This is a genomic window from Nonomuraea zeae (assembly GCF_005889725.1).
GTDB classification, from domain to species: domain Bacteria; phylum Actinomycetota; class Actinomycetes; order Streptosporangiales; family Streptosporangiaceae; genus Nonomuraea; species Nonomuraea zeae.
The window spans coordinates 1-16,208 of sequence record NZ_VCKX01000150.1; the positions used below are offsets into that span (position 1 = coordinate 1).

The 16,208-nt window shown below is 71.5% G+C and carries 12 protein-coding genes and 2 pseudogenes; 5 read left to right on the forward strand and 9 right to left on the reverse strand.

Annotated elements, in window-relative coordinates:
* Positions 1-148: 148 nt before the first annotated feature.
* A pseudogene (locus tag ETD85_RS67635) lies at positions 149-1,524 on the reverse strand (NAD(P)/FAD-dependent oxidoreductase).
* A 108-nt stretch (positions 1,525-1,632) separates the two neighbouring features.
* On the opposite strand from ETD85_RS67635, the gene ETD85_RS36800 reads away from it, so the two are divergent.
* Positions 1,633-2,655 (forward strand): GNAT family N-acetyltransferase, encoded by a 1,023-nt coding sequence (locus ETD85_RS36800; RefSeq protein ID WP_138694443.1) that lies wholly within the window; start codon positions 1,633-1,635, stop codon positions 2,653-2,655.
* Between the two features lie 99 nt (positions 2,656-2,754).
* Here ETD85_RS36800 and ETD85_RS66090 read toward each other — a convergent pair.
* Positions 2,755-3,303: pseudogene (locus ETD85_RS66090) on the reverse strand (Clp protease N-terminal domain-containing protein); the annotation flags it as partial.
* A gap of 74 nt (positions 3,304-3,377) precedes the next feature.
* Between ETD85_RS66090 and ETD85_RS36810 the strand changes: the two are divergent.
* The 3 genes from ETD85_RS36810 (at position 3,378) to ETD85_RS36820 (ending at position 5,922) form a co-directional block, all read left to right on the forward strand.
* Positions 3,378-4,142 carry a hypothetical protein gene (locus tag ETD85_RS36810; protein ID WP_138694445.1) on the forward strand — a complete coding sequence of 255 codons (765 nt, stop codon included), beginning with the start codon at positions 3,378-3,380 and terminating at the stop codon, positions 4,140-4,142.
* A gap of 296 nt (positions 4,143-4,438) precedes the next feature.
* Entirely contained in the window at positions 4,439-5,308 is an 870-nt protein-coding gene (locus ETD85_RS36815; RefSeq protein ID WP_138694446.1) for an oxidoreductase, read from the forward strand.
* Positions 5,309-5,319: 11 nt separating this feature from the next.
* Positions 5,320-5,922, forward strand: a complete 603-nt coding sequence (locus ETD85_RS36820) for a TetR/AcrR family transcriptional regulator (RefSeq protein WP_138694447.1) — start codon at positions 5,320-5,322, stop codon at positions 5,920-5,922.
* Between the two features lie 62 nt (positions 5,923-5,984).
* Here the strand turns inward: ETD85_RS36820 and ETD85_RS36825 are convergent, their stop codons facing one another.
* A complete protein-coding gene (locus ETD85_RS36825; RefSeq protein ID WP_170247029.1) occupies positions 5,985-6,731 on the reverse strand; it encodes a class I SAM-dependent methyltransferase in 747 nt (248 codons plus the stop codon).
* Positions 6,732-6,830: 99 nt separating this feature from the next.
* On the opposite strand from ETD85_RS36825, the gene add reads away from it, so the two are divergent.
* Positions 6,831-7,850 carry an adenosine deaminase gene (gene add, locus ETD85_RS36830; protein ID WP_138694449.1) on the forward strand — a complete coding sequence of 340 codons (1,020 nt, stop codon included), beginning with the start codon at positions 6,831-6,833 and terminating at the stop codon, positions 7,848-7,850.
* A 135-nt stretch (positions 7,851-7,985) separates the two neighbouring features.
* Here add and pgl read toward each other — a convergent pair whose 3' ends face one another.
* Genes pgl through tkt form a run of 6 tightly spaced genes read right to left on the reverse strand, consistent with a single transcriptional unit; the run spans position 7,986 to position 16,020 of the window.
* A complete protein-coding gene (gene pgl, locus ETD85_RS36835) occupies positions 7,986-8,759 on the reverse strand; it encodes a 6-phosphogluconolactonase (protein WP_138694450.1) in 774 nt (257 codons plus the stop codon).
* A gap of 2 nt (positions 8,760-8,761) precedes the next feature.
* Positions 8,762-9,676 carry a glucose-6-phosphate dehydrogenase assembly protein OpcA gene (locus ETD85_RS36840; RefSeq protein ID WP_138694451.1) on the reverse strand — a complete coding sequence of 305 codons (915 nt, stop codon included), beginning with the start codon at positions 9,674-9,676 and terminating at the stop codon, positions 8,762-8,764.
* Complete coding sequence (gene zwf / locus ETD85_RS36845; protein WP_240779665.1) at positions 9,676-11,277, reverse strand: glucose-6-phosphate dehydrogenase; 1,602 nt, start codon at positions 11,275-11,277, stop codon at positions 9,676-9,678. The genes ETD85_RS36840 and zwf overlap by 1 nt, the downstream gene beginning before the upstream one ends.
* Position 11,278: 1 nt before the next feature.
* A complete protein-coding gene (locus ETD85_RS36850; protein WP_138694468.1) occupies positions 11,279-12,892 on the reverse strand; it encodes a glucose-6-phosphate isomerase in 1,614 nt (537 codons plus the stop codon).
* Positions 12,892-13,983, reverse strand: a complete 1,092-nt coding sequence (tal, locus tag ETD85_RS36855) for a transaldolase (RefSeq protein WP_138694452.1) — start codon at positions 13,981-13,983, stop codon at positions 12,892-12,894. Before tal ends, ETD85_RS36850 begins: the two co-directional genes overlap by 1 nt.
* 6 nt (positions 13,984-13,989) lie before the next feature.
* Positions 13,990-16,020, reverse strand: coding sequence for a transketolase (tkt, locus tag ETD85_RS36860; protein ID WP_240779668.1), 2,031 nt, complete (start codon positions 16,018-16,020; stop codon positions 13,990-13,992).
* Positions 16,021-16,208: the final 188 nt, after the last annotated feature.

The following is a 16,208-nucleotide window of genomic DNA, read 5'->3' on the forward strand; positions in this document are numbered from 1 at the left end:
GGTCTGGGGCGCGGGCCGGGTCAGGGCCTGGTGCCGGGACAGGGCCAAGGGCTGGGGCTGGTTGGGTCAGGGGCAAGGGCTGGGGCTGGTTGGATGGCGTGCCGGGCCCGGGTGTGGCGATCAGGTGGGTGCCGGGCCTGGCGGAGGGTCAGTGGCCGGTGATCAGGTCGGCGAAGCGGGCCAGCGCCGACGTACGCGGCATCGTGCGTTCGCGGTGGTCGGCCACCCGGTACAGGCGGTACATCGCGTGCACGCCCAGCCACCGCAGCGGCTCCGGCTCCCAGGCCCTAACCTTCCTGCCCACCCACGGCAGCGCGGTCAGCTCCGTCTCCTCGCCGAGGATCAGGTCGCGCAGCGTACGGCCTGCCAGGTTCGTCGTGGTGACCCCGTGCCCCGTGTAGCCGCCCGCCCAGCCAAGGCCGGTGGCCGGGTCCACGTGGACCGTCGAGCACCAGTCGCGCGGCACCCCGAGCACCCCCGACCAGGCGTGCTCGACCGAGGACGAGCGGGCGGCCGGGAAGAAGTCGGTCAGCAGCCGCCACAGCGCCTCGACCGTCCACTCGTGAGTGTGCCCCCGGGCGTCGATGCGCGAGCCGTAGAGGTAGGGCCGGCCACGCCCGCCGAAGGCGATGCGGTCGTCGGCGGTGCGCTGGGCGTACATGTAGTAGTGCGCCATGTCCCCGAGCAGCTCGGCCCCCTGCCAGCCGACCTCGTCCCAGAAGGACTGGGGGAGGGGCGCGGTGACGATCATGGAGCTGTTCATGGGGAGCCACTGCCTGCGCAGGCCGTCCAGGCGGGCGGTGAAGCCCTCGGTCGCGCGGATCACGTGCCCGGCCGACACGGTCCCGTACGGGTCACCGCCCGGTTCGGCGCGATCGCGGTCACCGGCGTGCGCTCGTAGACGGCCACGCCGAGCTCGCGGACGACCCTGGCCAGGCCCTGAGCGAGCTTGGCCGGCTGGATGCGGGCGCAGTGGGGGCTCCAGGACGCCGCCACGGCCCCGGCGACGCGCACGTGGGCCGACGGGTCCACCAGGCGCAGGTCGGGCTCCTCGATGCCCCACGCGCGCGCGGAGGACACCGTCTCGCGCAGCCTGGCGGCCTGGGCCGGGGTGCGGGCCACGTTCACGACGCCGCCCTTGACCAGGTCGCAGTCGATGGACTCCTTCTCGCAGACCGCGATCACCTCGTCGATCGAGGCGTACATCTCGCGCTGCAGCCGCCGCGCGCCCTCGCCGTAGCGCTCGTGGGAGCCGGCCAGGTCGCCGGTCAGCCAGCCGCCGTTGCGTCCAGAGGCGCCGAACCCGGCGAACTCCTGCTCCAGCACCACCACCCGCAGGGACGGGCGCGCCCGCTTGAGGTAGTACGCGGTCCACAGGCCCGTGTAGCCGGCGCCGACGATGGCCACGTCCGCCTGAAGATCGCCGTCGAGCCGGGGGCCGGGTGCGGGTACGCCGGAGGACCGGTACCAGAAGGACACGTCGCCGTTGACGAACTCGGACGACAGGGGAACAGACGCGCTCATAGCGACATATCATCCTATATCGGGATAAGTCGTCGCATCTTGCGACGAAGTGCACAATGAAACACGTCGTTAGCGGCGGCGTAACAGCCGCCAGGCATGCTCGTGTCCATGGGATTCTTGCGCATCCGCACCACAGTGGACGAGCGACCCGGACGGCTGGCCTCCCTCGCCGCGGCCCTGGCCGCACGGGGCGGCAACATCCTCGGCCTGAGCGTACAGTCCGACGCCGACGGCACCGTTGACGAATTCGTCGCCGACATTCCCGCGAACCCCGAAACGGTACGCGAGGCGCTGGAGGCGGCCGGCGGCCGCCGCGTCCAGGTCGTCCCCGCCACCGCCCACGAGCTGACCGACGAGCCCACCCGGGCGCTGCTGCTGGCCTCCAGGCTGCGCTCGATGCCGTGGCGGCTGCCTGAGCTGCTGGCCGAGCTGCTGCGCGCGGACGACGCCAGGTGGATCTATGGTGAGGCCGTGAGTGATCTCCCCGACCCCACCCAGCTCGTCGTGCCCGTCGCGCCCAGGCGCGCGGTCCGGCTGCGCCGCGCCGAGCTGCCGTTCACGCTGACCGAGGCGGCCAGGGCGGCTTCGTTCGCCAGGCTGGCCCAGCCGGCGGGCGAGCAGACCCCGGCCGAGCGCGGCGTCAAGCTGGCCGACGGTGTGGAGGTCACGGTCCGGCCGCTCACCTCGATCTACCGCGAGGCCGTACGCGACCTGCACGACAGGTGCTCGCCGGAGTCGCGCAGGTTCCGCTACTTCACCTCGATGCCCGCGCTGCCGCCGCGCATGTTCGACCGGCTGTGCGACCGGAGCAGGGGATACTCGATGGTCGCCGGGCACGATGGGCAGGTCGTGGGGATGGCGAACCTGATGTTCACCCCCGACCCCGGCATCGCGGAGATGGCCTTCCTGGTCGAGGACCGCTGGCAGGGGCGCGGTCTGGGCACGGCGATGGCCAGGATGCTCGTGCGCGCGGCCCGCGATCTCGGATACGCCGAGGTGAGGGCCACCATGCTGTCCGACAACGCGCGGATGCGCCGGCTGCTCGTCTCGCTCGGCGCCACGCTCGGCTACACCGAGGACCCCGGGGTCGTCGAGGCCAGGCTGCCGGTCGGGACGATGGTGTCAGCCTAGGCCCTCCTCGTCCCGCCGGCCCTCCTCGTCCCGCCGGCCCTCTTCGTCCCGCCGCTCCTGGGGCTGCTCGCCCGTCCGGCTCTCGGGCTGCTCGGCGGGCGGCTGGATGCCCAGGTGGCGTTCGATGCGTTCCAGGCTCTCCTGGATCTGCGCGAGGCGTTCGGTCAGGGCGTGTCCCGAGGGGAAGAACATCTCCGCGGGACGCTCCTTCGGCCCCCTGCCCACGCGGTCGAGCAGGCGCTGGCGCACGTCGGTCAGGTCCGCTCCCGCGTCCACGAGCGCCTGGGCGGCCAGTCCCTCGCCCTCCCTGATGAGCCCGAGCAGGATGTGCTCGGTGCCGATGTAGTTGTGACGCAGCTGGAGCGCCTCGCGCAGCGACAGCTCCAGCACCTTCTTCGCTCTCGGCGTGAACGGGATGTGCCCGCCGGGAGACTTGGTCCCGCGGCCCACCTCGCGCTCGACGAAGGCGCGTACGTGATCCAGCTCGACGCCGCAACCGTCGAGCACCAGCGAGGCCAATCCCTCACCCTCGTGGATGAGGCCGAGCAATATGTGCTCCGTGCCGATGTAGTTGTGGCTCATCATCCGCGCCTCCTCCTGGGCGAGGACGACGACCCTTCGCGCACGGTCGGTGAAGCGCTCGAACACCGGGGGCCCTCCGTTCGACTGGGGCTGCCTCCACTATGCGCTACAAACTCGGCGATGTGGGGTATTTGTCCTGTGTGGATCTTGACGAGGTGGCCGGCCGGCTCTACGCCCTGCCGCCGTCCGAGTTCACCGCCGCGCGCGAGGCGGAGGCCCGCGCGGCCAAGGACGCGGGCGACGTACGGCTGTCGCGCGACATCGCGAAGCTGCGCAAGCCCACGGTGTCCGCGTGGGCGGTGAACCGGGCCGTCCGCGAGCACCCCGACGAGGTGGCCGAGCTCCTCGGCCTCGGTGAGCGCCTGCGCGCGGCCTGGCAGGAGCAGGACTCCGGCGCGCTGGCCGAGCTGACCCAGCTCCGCGGCGACGTGACGGGGCGGCTGGGGCGGCTCGTCCGGCAGTCGGCCGGCCTGTCCGCGGCCGCCGGGGCGGAGGTGGACCAGACCCTCGACGCCGCCGTCGTGGACGCGGAGGCAGCCGAGCAGGTGCGGCGCGGCGCCCTGGCCAAGCCGCTCAGCTACAGCGGCTTCGCTCCCGCTCCCGCCCCCGTGGCCCGCTCCCGGCCGGCCGCGAAGAAGACCCCGGAGGACGAGGCGGCCAAGGCGCGCGAACGCGAGGCGGCCGAGGCCAGGAAGGCCAAGGAGCGCGCCGAGGCCGAGGCGGCGCACAGGGAGTGGAGCGAGGCGCTCGACGCGGCCACGAAGGAGCACGACGAGCGCGCGGAGAAGGTGGCGCGGCTGGAGCAGAAGCTCGCCAAGGCGCGCAAGAAGCTGGACGACAGCCAGCAGCGGCTGGAGGTGACGCGCCGCGAGGAGCGCCAGGCACGCCGCCGCCTGGACCGCTGACTCCGTATCCCGCCTGCGGCGACCCGGATTCCGCCTGCGGCGACCCGTATCCCGACTGCGGCGACCCGGATTCCGCCTGCGCGATCAATCGAGCGCGGCGCTAAAGGGGGCGTCCATTGAGGAGGCGAACGCGGCGCGGCCGTCCCGTGATGATCTGCGGGATGTGGCACCCGGGCGGACCTCCTGTGGCGGCGATTCGCCGGCCATGGCGCGCATTCGGTGGTTGTGGTGATCCACCGGAGACGGCATGCGGTGGGTTATGGTGTACGAAACGGTTTCGTACACTTGGAGTGGCGATGACAACATGGACCCCTGCCTCCATGCCCGACCTGACGGGCAAGGTGGCGATCGTGACCGGCGCGAACACCGGCATCGGCCTGCCCACCGCGCTGGAGCTGGCCAGGCACGGCGCCCGCGTCGTCGTGGCCGCGCGCAACCCGGACAAGGGCGCCGCCGCCGTGGCCGAGATCCAGCGGGCGGTGCCCGGCGCGGCGGTCGAGTACGGCCGGCTCGACCTGGCGGACCTGGCCTCGGTCAGGGCCTTCGCCGCGAGCACCGGCAAGGTCGACCTGCTGGTCAACAACGCGGGCATCGGCATGATCCCCCGTCAGGAGACCAAGGACGGCTTCGAGATGCAGTTCGGCACCAACCACCTGGGCCACTTCGCGCTCACGGGGCTGCTGCTGCCGCTGCTCCTGGCCGCCCCCGGCGCCCGGGTGGTGAACGTCTCCAGCGACGCGCACGCCGTGGGCAGGCTCGATTTCGACAACCTGGACCTGGAGCGCGGCTATGGCAGGATGAGCGCCTACGGCCGGTCGAAGCTCGCCAACTTGCTCTTCACCCTGGAGCTCCAGCGGCGCGCGCAGCGGGCCGGGGCGGACCTGATCAGCGTCGCCACCCACCCCGGCGTGACCGCCACGAGCATCTTCAAGATCGGGCCTCTCCAGCCCGTCATGGGCCTGCTCTTCAAGAGCCCGGCGCGCGGCGCGCTGTCCTCGCTCTACGCCGCCACCTCGCCCGACATCCACGGCGGCGAGTTCGTCGGCCCCACGCTCAAGCTGCTCACGCCCTCGGAGACGGCCAGGTCGGAGGAGGTCGCCCGGCGGCTGTGGGACGTGTCCACCGAGCTGACCGGCGTACGATTCGATGAGATCGCCTATAGCTGAAGGACGTGTACGTGGCTCCACTCGACCCTGCGCGTGACAGGGCCATCCTCGACGCCACGATGGAGCTGCTGTCGGAGGTCGGCTACGACCGGATGTCGGTCGACCAGATCGCCAAGCGGGCCAGGGCCAGCAAGGCCACCATCTACCGGCGCTGGGCCGGAAAGCCTGAGCTGGTGGTGGACGTCATCTGCCGGCGGTTCGACATGGACGCGCCGCCGGGGGAGGACACCGGGACGCTCAGGGGCGATCTGGCCTCCATCTTCCGCGGCCTGTGCGAGGCGGTGGAGCGCAAGCACACCTTGATCATCGGGTTGTCCTCGACGCTGGTGTCCAACCAGGAGCTGGCGCGCACGCTGCGCGCGCACATGCCGACGCGGAACCTCGGCGACGTGCGCGCGCTCCTGGACCGGGCGGTGGCGCGCGGCGAGCTGCCTGGTCCCGTCGATGCCGGCCGGGTCTTCGCGGTCGCCGAGGCGCTGGTGTGGCACCGCATGATCTTCACGGGGCCCGCGTTCGACGAGCCGTTCGCCGCCGAGTCGGTCGACGGGGTGCTGATGCCCCTCGTCTCCGCCTGGGCCGCGAGCACCGTCGGCCAGGCGACCGACGTGGGATAGGCAAGCGACGTTGGGCAGGTGGATGGCGCGGACAAGCGGCTGAGCGGCGCGCGGCGTGCTCGTCAGTGGGTGGCGCGGGCGAGGTAGGCGCACACGGGGAAGCCCTCGCGTGCGTACGGGGCCGCCAGGCGGTCGTAGTGGGCCCTGACGGATTCGACCGTCTCCGGCGGCTGCCTGGCGATCATCCCGAAGCGCGCGCCGCCCGCCTGCACGACGTCGGTCCACCACGACGCGAGGTCCACCTGATGCCGCCAGCGCAGGGTCTCCACGGTCGCCGCCTGGAAGCCCGCCCCGGCGAGCAGGGCCGTGAAGCGCGGTGGCGTGTCGTTGCCGGTGAACGGCCGGGCCGGGGGATCGTAGGGGAGCCCGGCGGCCGCGATGGCCTCGGCGAAAACGTTGGTGGCGGTCATCTCGTCGGCCTTCCACCAGGTCAGGCCGAGGGTCCCGGCGGGGCGCAGCACGCGGCGCAGCTCCTTGAGCGCACCGGCGGTGTCGGCGACGTGGTTGATGACGAAATTGCCGGTGACGGCGTCGAACTGCTCGTCCTCGAAAGGCAGCTCGGGCAGCGTGGCCTGGCGGATCGTCGCGTACGGATGGCGGCGGGCGGTCAGCTCCAGCATGCCGGGATCGGTGTCCACGGCGGTGACCTCGGCGCCTAACGCCAGCGCCGCCGAGGTGACCACGCCGGTGCCGCAGCCGACGTCCAGCAGCCGGGGCGCACGGCTCGTGCAGGCCAGAGCGAGGAGCGGGGCGACGGTGTGGGAGCTGAGGTGGGCGAAGCCGCGATCGTACGCTTCGGCGTTGGTCACGCGGGCCAGTTTAGCGCAGCGCCCGAAACTAACATCTTCATGTGAGATTTCCACCTAAAAGCTGTTTTTTCGTGAAATGTCGCCCCTATGGTCGTCGCCATGACCCTTGACGCCTTCATTGACGCGCTCCCGAAAGTCGAGCTCCACGTCCACCTGGTCGGTTCGGCCTCGGTGCCCACGGTGCTGGAGCTCTCCCGCCGCCACCCCGGCAGCCGCGTCCCCACCAACGAGGAGGAGCTGCGCCGCTTCTACACCTTCCGCGACTTCCCCCAGTTCGCCCAGGTGTACCGCGCCGTCAACGAGCTGGTGCGGGAGCCGGAGGATGTGGCGACCCTCGTTCTCGGCCTGGCCCGCGACCTCGCCTCGCAGGGTGCCCGCTATGCGGAGCTCCAGGTCACGCCCTACGCGCACCACATCGTCGGCATGCCCATGCGCGAGGTGACCGAAGCCCTCGACCTGGCCGCCCGCCGCTCGCTGAGCGACCACGGCGTGGAGATGGCCTACATCTTCGACATCCCCGGCGAGTACGGTGAAGAGGCCGCCAGGGTGACGGTGGAGCACGCCTTGCAGGAACCTCCCGCCGCGCTGGTAGGTTTCGGCATCGGCGGGATCGAGCAGGAGCGGCCGAAATTCCGCGACGCCTACCGCTCCGCGTTCTCGGCGGCGCGGGCGGCCGGCCTGCACAGCGTCCCGCACGGCGGTGAGATGTCCGGCCCCGAGACCATCTGGGAGGTCATCGAGGGCTACGGCGCCGAGCGCATCGGCCACGGCATCAACTGCCTGGACGACCCGCGCCTCGTCGCCCACCTGCGCGAGACGCAGCTCCCGCTGGACGTCTGCCCGACCTCCAACGTCTGCACCGGCCAGGTCGCCGAGATCGGCGCGCACCCGCTGCCCCGGATGCTGGAGGAGGGCCTGTACGTCACGCTCAACAGCGACGACCCGCCCATGTTCGCCACCACGCTGGCGCAGGAATACCGCGTGGCGGCCAGGGAGTTCGGCTTCGGGAAGGCGGAGCTGGCCCTGCTGGCGCGCAACGGGGTGCAGGCGTCCTACCTCGGCGAGGACCGCAAGCGGGCCCTGTCGGCGGAGATCGACGCGCTGGTCGCGAGCGCCTGACCCGGCTACTCCAGGCTGCGGTCCCCGGGGGACGCGCCACCGAGGCCGTGCACTGGACGAACGGGCTGCGCACGAAAGGCGCCGAAGGGCATGAAAAGGGCGGCGTACCGGAGGACCGGACGCCGCCCTGGCACGTCACGGGGAGGAGATCCGCCCCAGCTCCGGCGGGATCTTGCCGGCCGCGGCCCGGTCCAGCAGGAACAGGGTCCGCACCCGGCCCCTGGCACCCGCGGACGGGACCTGCACGGGCCCCGAGTCGGACAGCGCCAGCCGCACCGCGCCCGACTTCTCCGCACCGGCGGCCACCACCCACACCTCGCGCGCGGCATGGATGGCGGGCAGCGTCAGCGAGATGCGGGTGGGCGGCGGCTTGGGCGCGCCGTGCACGGCCACCACCGGACGCGTGTCGTAGAGCGCGGGCATCCCGGGGAACAGCGAGGCCACGTGCGCGTCCGGGCCCATGCCGAGCAGCATCACGTCGAAGCCCGGCACCGGGCCGTGATCCTCCGGCCTGGACGCCTTGCGCAGCTCCGCCGCGTAGGACTCGGCGGACTCCTCGGCCGTCATGCCCGAGTCGGGCCCGCGCATGACGTGCACCCGCTCGGGAGTCAGGTCCACGTGGTCGAGCAGGGCCTCGCGGGCGCCCGTCTCGTTGCGCTCCTTGTCGCCCTCGGGCAGGAACCGCTCGTCGCCCCACCAGACGTCCAGACGCCGCCAGTCCACGGCGTCACGCGCCGGCGTGGCGGCGATGGCCGCCAGCGTGGCGATGCCGACCGTGCCGCCGGTCAGCACGATCGACGCCGACCCCTTGGCCGACTGCACGTCGACCAGCCGCGTGATGATCCGCGCCGCCACGGCCTTGGCCAGGACGTCGGCATCGCGGTGTACGACCACGTTGGGAACGCTCACGGTCATCCCTTGTACGTCCGGGCGAAACGCTTGACTGAGGCTTCGTAGATCTCGTCGCTGTCGAGCCTGCGCAGCTCCTCGGCCAGCAGCTCCGAGGTGTGCCGGCGGGCCAGGGCCACGTTCCGGTCCGGCTGGCCGGGCCGCGACAGGGTGGCGAGGCGGGCGTCGGTCCTGCCGACCGACAGCTCGCCGTCGCCGAGCTGCAGGCGCACGGCCGTCAGACCGGGACCGCCGGAGTCGGCGACCTTGATCTGCGCGCCGAGCCGGTCGGACAGCCACGCGGCCAGCAGCGGCGCGCTCGGATGCCCGGGGGAGGCCTCGACGACCCCCTTGCGCACCTTGCCCACCGGCTGGTCGAAGGCGGCGGCCAGCAGGCTGCGCCACGGCGTCAGCCGGGCCCACGCCAGGTCGGTGTCGCCGGGCGCGTACCCCTTGGCCCTGATCACCAGCGACTTGACGCCGCCGTCGCTGAAGCCCTTGGCGTCGGTGATGCGCCGCTGCGCGAGCGCCCCGATCGCGTCCTTGGACGGCACCTCCGGGGCCTTGCCCGGCCACCAGACCACCACCGGGGTGTCGGGGAGCAGCAGCGGGCTGACGACCGAGTCGGCGTGCTCGGTGAGCTCGCCGTACAGCCGCAGCACCACGACCTCGCCCGGCGTGGACTCGCCGATGCGCAGCTCGGCGTCGAGCCTGATCGGCTCGTCCACCTCACGGTTGATCACCACGATGATGCGCGACGGGTGCTCGCGGGCCGCCTCGGTGGCCGCGCGCAGCGCGTCGTACTGGTGGCGCTCCTCGCAGACGACCACCAGCGTCAGCACCATGCCGATGGCGGGCGCGCCCATCTGATGACGCAGGTGCATGAACTGCGCCGAGATCTTCCCGGCGGTCGTGTCGGACAACATGAACGTCGTCACTAGAGCCTCCTCCAGACCCGGCCGTCGCGGGCCATCATCGCGTCGGCCGACTCCGGCCCCCACGAGCCCGCCTCATAGGGCTCGGGCTGGCCCTGCGTGGACCAGAACTCCTCGATCGGGTCGAGGATCTTCCACGACAGCTCGACCTCCCGCTGGTGCGGGAACAGCGGCGGATCGCCGATCATCACGTCCAGCAGCAGCCGCTCGTACGCCTCCGGCGACGACTCCAGGAACGACTCCCCGTAGGCGAAGTCCATGGAGACGTCGCGCACCTCCATCGCCGTCCCCGGCACCTTCGACCCGAAGCGGACCGTGATGCCCTCGTCCGGCTGGACCCGGACCACCAGCGCGTTCTGGCCCAGGATCTCGGTGTCGTCCTTGCTGAAGGGCAGGTGCGGCGCCCGCTGGAACACGACCGCGACCTCGGTCACCCGGCGGCCCAGCCGCTTGCCGGTGCGCAGGTAGAACGGCACGCCCGCCCACCGCCGGTTGGCGATCTCCAGCTTGATGGCGGCGTAGGTCTCGGTCGTGGACTCGGCGGAGATGCCGTCCTCCTGCAGATAGCCGACGACCTTCTCGCCGCCCTGCCAGCCCGCTGAGTACTGGCCGCGCGCCGTGTTGAGCCCCAGGTTGGCCGGCAGCCGCACGGCCTTGAGCACCTTCTCCTTCTCCCGCCGCAGCGCGGAGGCCTCGAAGGAGGTCGGGTCCTCCATCGCGACGAGCGCGAGGAGCTGGAGCAGGTGGTTCTGGATGACGTCGCGGGCCGCGCCGATGCCGTCGTAGTAGCCGGCCCGCCCACCGATCCCGATGTCCTCGGCCATCGTGATCTGCACGTGGTCGACGAAGCTGCGGTTCCAGATGGGCTCGTAGAGGTTGTTGGCGAACCTCAGCGCCATGATGTTCTGGACGGTCTCCTTGCCCAGGTAGTGGTCGATCCGGAAGATCGAGCTCTCCGGGAAGGCCGAGGTGGTGATCTCGTTCAGCTCGTGGGCCGACTTCAGGTCGTGGCCGAACGGCTTCTCGATGACCACGCGCCGCCACGAGCCCTCGGGCGCGTCCGACAGCTTGGTGCGCTTGAGCTGCTCCACCACCACAGGGAAGAACTTCGGCGGCACGGACAGGTAGAAAGCGTAGTTTCCGCCCGTGCCCCTCGTCTCGTCGATCTCAGCCAAGGCCATGGCGAGCGCGTCGAACGCCCCGTCGTCCGAGAACTCGCCCGGGACGAAGTGGATGCCCTCGCGGATCTGCTTCCAGACCTCCTCGCGGAACGGCGTCCTGGCGTGCGCCTTGACGGCGTCGTGCGTCAACTGGGCGAAATCCTGGTCTTTCCAATCACGCCGGGCGAAGCCGACCAGCGAGAATCCGGGCGGCAGCAGCCCCCGGTTGCCCAGGTCGTAAATCGCCGGCAACAGCTTGCGCTTGGCCAGGTCACCCGTCACGCCGAACAACACCATCACGCACGGTCCCGCCACCCGGGGCAGCCGCTTGTCGCGCGGATCGCGCAGCGGGTTGGCGGCCGCCACTTCCAACGTGGTGGAGATGCCCGCGACGGCCGCCGCGACGGTGGCGGCTTCCTCCGCGGGCGCTGCCGGGTCTGTCATCTCAAGCCTCCTGTGCGGCTGCGAGCAGGCGCGCGACTCCCGCCGCGCGGTCGGTCAAATGCAGGCGTACGGCAGGCCGCCCGCGGGTTTCGAGCGCGCCGAGGTCGCCGAGCGCCTGGGCCAGCTGGAGCCGGCCCAGCGTGTAGGGCCGGCCCGGCACCGCGACGTCGTCGGTCACCACGCCCGTGATCTGCAGGAACACGCCGTTCTGGGGCCCGCCCTTGTGGTACTGGCCGGTCGAGTGCAGCAACCGCGGCCCCCACCCGAACGTCACAGGCCGCTCGGTGCGCATCGCGAGGAGCGCCCGCAGCGTCGCCGGATCGGCCATCATCCAGGCGTCGGTCATCTGCTCGAAGTCGGCCCCCTCGGGCATGGGGGCGTCGAACGCCGCCAGCCGGTCGAGATAGGCCATGATCGCCAGGTAGCCGCCGTCGGGGATCGCGTGCAGCAGCTCGGCGAACACCCCCGGCAGGTCCTTGGCCGTGACCGCGCCGTACACCTCGACGGGCCCGTCGGTGAACGCCGGGGCACCGGTCGGCAGGTCGGGGAGGGCCAGCAGCGTGGCGGTGTTCTCCTTCGACTCGGCCACGTTCGGCTGGTCGAAGGGGTCGATCTCCAACAGCAGGCCCGCGACGGCGGTGGCGTACTCCCAGACCAGGAACTGCGCGCCCAGCGGGCCGTCCACGCGCACGTCGCCGACGTCCGACTCGATCGCCACGATCAGCTCGTCGCCGACCTGGGCCGGGTCGGCGCCCACGACCGGCAGGATCCCCCTGCCCTGCTTGCCGGTGGACTCCGCGACGAGCTGCTCGATCCAGTCGGGCAGCCCGGTGATGCCGGAGAGCTGGTCTTCGAGCAGCAGCTTGTCGCGCCCGGCCAGCGCCGCGCCGCCGAGCGCGGCGCCCAGGTCGAGCCCGGGGTTGCCGGTGTCGCGCGACAGCAGCGGCAGCACCTCGCCGGCGTCGTCGAGCAGCCGCGTCACGTCGGCGCCCGCCAGCGCGCCGGGCACCAGCCCGTACGCCGACAGCGCCGAATAGCGGCCGCCCACGTCGGGCACGGCCAGCACGAGCTGGTGACCGCCCTCGACGGCCAGCTGCTCCAGCGGCGAGCCGGGATCGGTGACGACCACGATGCGCCCGGCCGGATCGATGCCCGCGTCGGCGAACAGCTGCCGGTAGATCCGCAGGTGGCAGTCCGTCTCCACGGTCGAGCCGCTCTTGCTCGCCACCACCACGATCGTGGCGTCGAGCTGGTCGGTCAGCGCCCGGCGGACCTGCCCGGGATCGGTCGTGTCGAGCACGGTGAGCGGCACGTCGGCGGTGGCGCAGATGACCTCCGCCGCCAGCGACGAGCCGCCCATGCCGGCCAGGACCACGTTCGTCAGGCCCTCGGCGCGGGCCCTCTCGGCGAGCTTGCCCAGCTCGGGCAGCAGCTCGCGAGAGGAGCGGGGCAGGGTCAGCCAGCCGAGCCTGACCGCCGCCTCCGCCTCGGCGTCCTCACCCCACAACGTGGGGTCGCCGCCGGCGAGCCGCGCGGGCACGCCGTCGGCGACGAGGCGCCCCGCGACGGAGGAGGCGGCCGCGGCCACCCCCTCCTCGCGGTAGGAGACCTCCATCACGGAACCAGGTTCTTGGTGACGCTCTCGAGCAGCTCGTTCCAGGACGCCTCGAACTTCTCGACGCCCTCGTCCTCCAGCACCTTCACCACGTCGTCGTAGTCGACACCGGCCTCCTTGAGCGCGGCCATGGTGTTCCAGGCCTGCTCGTAGAACGGCCGCACGGTGTCGCCCGAGATGTTGGCGTGGTCGGCCACCGAGTCGAGCGTCTTCTCCGGCATCGTGTTGACGGTGCCGGGGGCGACGAGCTGGTCGACGTACATCGTGTCGGAGTACTCGGGGTTCTTGACGCCGGTCGAGGCCCACAGCGGCCGCTGCGGGCGGGCGCCCACGGCGCGCAGGCGCTGCCAGCGCTCGGAGTTCATGACGTCCTCGAACGCCGCGTAGGCCAGGCGCGCGTTGGCGATGCCGGCCTTGCCCTTCAGCTCCGGCTTGCCGAGCTTGTCGAGGCGCTTGTCGATCTCGGTGTCCACGCGGCTGACGAAGAACGAGGCCACCGACTCGATCGAGCCCAGGTCGAGCCCCTTGGCCTGCGCGGCCTCCAGGCCGGCCAGCCAGGCGTCCATGACCGCACGGTAGCGCTCCAGGGAGAAGATCAGCGTGACGTTGACGCTGATGCCCTCGGAGAGCGCCTGCGTGATCGCGGGCAGGCCCTCGACCGTGGCCGGGATCTTGATGAACAGGTTCGGGCGGTCGACCAGCCACCACAGCGCGCGGGCCTCGGCGACCGTCCTGTCGCTGTCGCGGGCCAGGCGCGGGTCCACCTCCAGCGAGACACGGCCGTCCACGCCGCCCGATGAGTCGTAGACCGGGCGCAGCACGTCGGCGGCCCAGCGGATGTCGTAGGTGGTGATGGCGCGCACGGCCTCGCCCACGTCGACGCCGCGCACGGCGAGGTCGTGGAGCTGGGTGTCGTAGGCGTCGCCCTTGCTGAGCGCGCCGGCGAAGATCGTCGGGTTGGAGGTGACCCCGACGACGTTCTTCTCGCGGATGAGCTGCTCCAGGTTGCCGCTGCGCAGCCGCTCCCTGCTGATGTCGTCGAGCCAGATGGCAACGCCCTGGCCGGACAGCTTGTTGAGGATCTCACTCATTTTCGTTCAGTTTCCCGTCGTCTCGCCCTTGTCCTGACCCAGCTTGGCCAGGCTCGCCCTGGCCGCCGCCGCCACGCGCTCCGCCGTCAGCCCGAACTGCTCGTACAAAGTCTTGTACGGGGCCGAGGCACCGAAGTGTTCGAGACTGACGACTTCGCCGCACTCGCCGACGAACTGGTGCCAGCCGAGTCCGATGCCCGCCTCGACCGCCACCCGGGCCCGGATGGCGGAGGGCAGAACGGTCTGCCTATATGCGCATTCCTGCCCGTTGAACCACTCGACACACGGCATCGACACCACGCGCGTCGGAATGCCCTGTGTCTCAAGCAGTTCGCGCCCCTCCACCGCGACCTGCACCTCGCTGCCGGTGGCGATGAGGATGACCTTGGGCTGGCCGTCGGACGCCTCGCGCAGCACGTAGCCGCCGCGCGCCACGCCGTCGGCGTGGGTGCCCTCGTAGACCGGGAGGTTCTGCCTGGTCAGCGCCAGCGCGGCGGGCCGGTCGGTGTGCTCCAGCACGGCCTTCCATGCGTACGCGGTCTCGTTGGCGTCGGCCGGGCGCACCACGTCGAGGCCGGGGATCGCGCGCAGCGCCCACAGGTGCTCGATCGGCTGGTGGGTCGGGCCGTCCTCGCCGAGCCCGATGGAGTCGTGCGTCCACACGTACGTCACCGGCAGCTTCATGAGCGCGGCCAGGCGCACGGACGGGCGCATGTAGTCGGAGAAGACCAGGAACGTGCCGCCGTACGGGCGCGTGCCGCCGTGCAGGGCGATGCCGTTGAGAATGGCGCCCATGGCGTGCTCGCGGATGCCGAAGTGCAGCGTGCGACCGTAGCGATTGCCGGGGAACGCCTCGGTCTGGTACTCGTCGGGGATGAAGGACGGCTCGCCCTTCATCGTGGTGTTGTTGGACTCGGCGAGGTCGGCGGAGCCGCCCCACAGCTCGGGCAGCACCGGCGCCAGCGCGTTGAGCACCTCGCCCGAGGCCTTGCGGGTGGCGACCGACGTGCCGATCTCGAACGACGGCAGCGCGGTGGCCCACCCGGCCGGCAGCTCGCGGTGGGAGATGCGGTCCAGCTCGGTGGCGCGCTCGGGGTTGGCCAGGCGCCATTCGGCGTAGGACTTCTCCCACTCGGCGTGGTCGGCGCGGCCGCGCTGGGCGATGCCGCGGGCGTGCTCCAGCACCTCGGCGGGCACGTCGAAGGTCTTGGCCGGGTCCAGGCCGAGGATCTCCTTGGTGGCGGCGATCTCCGCGTCACCCAGCGCCGCGCCGTGGATCTTGCCGGTGTTCTGCTTGTTGGGGGCGGGCCAGCCGATGATCGTGCGCAGCCGGATGAACGAGGGCCTGCCGGTCTCCGCCTTGGCCGCCTCCAGCGCGTTGTACAGCGCCTGGACGTCCTCCTCGTAGTCGCCGGACGAGGTCCAGTCGACGCTCTCGGTGTGCCAGCCGTAGGCCTCGTAGCGCTTGAGCACGTCCTCGGACTTGGCGATGAGCGTGTCGTCCTCGATGGAGATGTGGTTGTCGTCGTACAGGACGACGAGGTTGCCCAGCTTCTGGTGGCCGGCGAGCGCGCTGGCCTCGTGGCTGATGCCTTCCTCGATGTCGCCGTCGCTGACGAAGCACCAGATGTGGTGGTCGAACGGCGAGGCGCCCTGCTCGGCGTCCGGGTCGAACAGGCCGCGCTCGCGGCGGGCCGCCATCGCCATGCCGACCGCGTTGCCCAGGCCCTGGCCCAGCGGGCCCGTGGTGGTCTCCACGCCCGCGGTGTGGCCGTGCTCGGGGTGGCCGGGGGTGAGGCTGTCCCACTGGCGCAGCCGCCGCAGGTCGTCGAGCGTCAGGCCGTAGCCGGAAAGGTAGAGCTGGATGTACAGGGTCAGGCTGGTGTGCCCGCACGACAGCACGAACCGGTCGCGCCCGAGCCAGCCCGGGTCGGTCGGGTCGTGACGCATCACACGCTGGAACAGCAGGTATGCGGCGGGGGCCAGGCTCATGGCGGTGCCGGGATGCCCCGAGCCCGCCTTCTCCACTGCGTCCATCGCCAGGGCTCGAACGACGTCGACCGCCCGGCTGTCCAGGTCGGTCCATTCAAGGGCTGGCACGAGTTCGGTGCTCAAGTGCTCGGTCTCCGGAGTCTAGTTGTCATTGGTTATGCCGGTTGGCTATCCCGCCCACACGGGACCCTAACCGAGTGGAGCTGGCGATCGATTCCCATTCCACCCTCGCG